This is a genomic window from Chamaesiphon sp. VAR_48_metabat_135_sub, from assembly GCF_031418915.1.
Classification (GTDB): domain Bacteria; phylum Cyanobacteriota; class Cyanobacteriia; order Cyanobacteriales; family Chamaesiphonaceae; genus Chamaesiphon.
Genome location: NZ_JANOJV010000318.1, coordinates 1 through 3,081, shown reverse-complemented (window position 1 = coordinate 3,081; position 3,081 = coordinate 1). Strand labels below are relative to the sequence as shown.

Genomic DNA, 3,081 nt, shown 5'->3' with positions numbered 1-3,081 from the left:
TAACTCAACTGTCACTAAAAATGGACTGCAACTCAGCGAAAATGACCGTTCTATTAGCTTCAATCTTCAGGTAATTCCGTTTAATATTCCTACCGTAGCAGAGCCTCGTTTTTTAGTCCTATTTGAAGATGCCCCGATTAGCGTAATTAGTCAGGATCGACAGATCGATTCGACAGTTACTCAGAGCGATTTAGCAGAGGAAAATTTACGACTCAGACAAGAACTGAACACCGCAAGTCAAGAACGCACGGCGACGCAGGAATATTTACGCGCTGTGATCCAAGAGCAGGAATATAGTAACCAAGATCTGAAAGTTGCTAACGAAGAAATATTATCGAGCAATGAAGAATTGCAGAGTACGAATGAGGAATTAGAAACCGCCAAGGAAGAAATTCAGGCAACTAATGAGGAACTAAATACCACCAACGACGAACTCCGCCGCCGTAATGCCGAAGTAGATATTATCAATAACGATCTGACTAATTTACTCGCTAGTATGAACATCCCGATTTTGATGTTAACTAATGACTTGCGCATCCGCCGCTTCACGCCAATGGCTCAAAAGTTATTTAACTTTATCGCCACCGATACCGGACGACCTTTGAGCGATATCCGCACTAACTTAAATATTGCCGATTTAGATGCACTAATTCTCGAAGTACTGGAAACGCTCACCCTCAAAGAACTAGAAATCCAAACTCAAACTGGATATTGGTACACGCTGCGCATCCGTCCCTATCGTACCGTCGAAAATCGAATCGACGGCGTAGTTTTGGTGCTACTCGATATCGACGCGCTCAAACGTAGCGCAACCATCGTCGAAGCAGCGCGAAATTATGCCGAAGCGATCGTCGAAACCGTTCAAGTCCCACTCCTAGTACTCGAAGCCGATTTCAGCGTAAATACCGCCAATCGAGCTTTCTGCGAAACCTTTCAGGTATCCCAAACAGAAACCGCTAACTCGACGATTTTCGAGCTAGGCAATGGTCAGTGGAATATCCCAGGCTTGCGATCGATCCTCGAAGATATTCTTGCTGATAGTAGGATTCTCAGCAACTTTGAGGTCGAACATCTGTTCGAGAAAATCGGCCAGAAAACCATGCTGCTAAATGCCTGGAAGATTATTGCTGTCGGGGATACACCGCGAATTTTGCTATCGATCGAAGATATTACCCAAAGAAAGAAATTTGAAGGCGAACGAACGAAACTACTCAGACTAGAACAATCAGCTCGCCAAGCCGCCGAAACAGCCAGCCGTGCCAAAGATGATTTCCTCTCCAACCTCTCCCACGAACTGCGAAACCCGCTCACCGCCATTATCGGTTGGGCACAACTGATCCAAAGCAATAAGCTAGATCCAGCCAGGATCGAGCGCGGTTTAGAAGTTATTTATCGCAGTGCCAAAGCCCAATCCCAACTGATCGAGGACATGCTCGATCTCTCCCGCATCGCCAGTGGTAAATTGCAGCTAAATTTAGTCAAACTCGATCTAGTTTCTGTTGTGAATATTGCGATCGAATCCGTCGAACTTGCCGCCACAGCCAAATCGATTCAGATTAGTTCAAATCTAACTCCCGTAACGATTAGCGGCGATATCGACAGATTGGGACAAGTGCTGTGGAATCTGCTGACAAATGCGATTAAATTCACCCCTACAGGTGGACGAATAAATATTACCCTCACAACCGTTCAAACCTATGCCCAAATTAGTGTCAGCGATAATGGACAAGGGATGAGTGCCGAACTATTGCTCCATATCTTCGACAGATTCCACCAAGGCGACTCTAGTAGTAGCAAATCCACTCATGGCTTAGGATTGGGACTATCGATCGTTCGTCACATCGTTGAACTGCACCGTGGCAACGTCCGCGCCGAAAGTGCGGGTGAAGGACAAGGAACTACCCTCATTATTCAGTTAACGCTAGATCTTACACCCGATCGAGCACCCATATTTATAGAGCCTGTCGAGGTACCAACTCAAGAAGTTTCCTCCCTCGCCGGATTGCAAATCCTCGCAGTTGATGACGAGCCGGATATCCTCGATCTGATGAAATACGTCCTAGAAACCGCCGGAGCCGAAGTAACCATTACAAGTTCGACAAAAGCGGCAATCGCCGCTCTGAGAGCATCTGAGGGCAAGTACGACGCACTTTTGGCAGACATTGGGATGCCCGAAGAAGATGGATTGGAATTAATTCGTCAGGTGAGAGCCTTAGCTGCTGAAATTGGGGGACAGATTCCAGCCGCAGCAATTACCGCCTATGTCAGCGACAGAGAACGACAACGCGCGATCGATGCTGGTTTTCAAGTACATCTAGCTAAACCCATTTATCCCGCTCAACTCATTCAAATGGTGGCGAATCTAACTGGACGAGTTAACCCGTGTAGCTAATTCTACATACCAAAATTCCTGTACTTGCCGAATAGATCGATTTATAGCCATCAGGTAGATCGGATTCGTCAACTCTTATCTACAAGGGTCGCAGACATCGGATAATAGAGATCGATCGTATATTTAACTCTATTATTTATGACTACTGCTGTTCAGACTCCAGCATTTGCCGAGGGAATTCAGTATTTTGGGGAATTGCTCCCAGGGTTTGATACGCATGGAAGCACGCCAGTTATTGCTGTTGGGCAAACGGGTATCGCCGATTCCAGCAATCCCACTGCTGCTTTTCAAACCTTGCTCTACGCTGACGCGCTGCGTTATCTCACCCTACAAGTCTGCGCCAGTAAAGCATCGGGACATCCCGGCGGATTTGCCAGCCAAGCTGAAGTCTATGCTTCTTTGGTGATGCTCGGACATAAGAATATTCTCACCGAAGTCGGACATCATGCGCCTGGATTCTATAGTGCCATGTTTCTCGACAGGTCTTTAGAAGCAATGGGTATCAATACCATTCAGCAATTGCGCGATAAGTTCCGCGAAAAAGATGGTTTGATCGGTCACTTATCAGGCTTTATACCTGGTATTCTCGCTCCAGCAGGGCCACTCGGTCAAGGGCAACATTTTGCTATGTCTGCGGCGAAATTGCACCCGGACAAATTATTCCCCTTTACTGTTGGCGATGGTGGTTT

The 3,081-nt window shown here is 46.7% G+C and carries 1 protein-coding gene and 1 pseudogene; both read left to right on the top strand.

What is annotated here, in order from left to right:
• The coding region (locus RMO55_RS21655; RefSeq protein WP_310430199.1) for a PAS domain-containing protein at positions 1-2,392 on the top strand (2,392 nt) is incomplete at its 5' end.
• A gap of 138 nt (positions 2,393-2,530) precedes the next feature.
• Positions 2,531-3,081 (top strand): annotated as a pseudogene (locus RMO55_RS21650) (phosphoketolase); the annotation flags it as partial.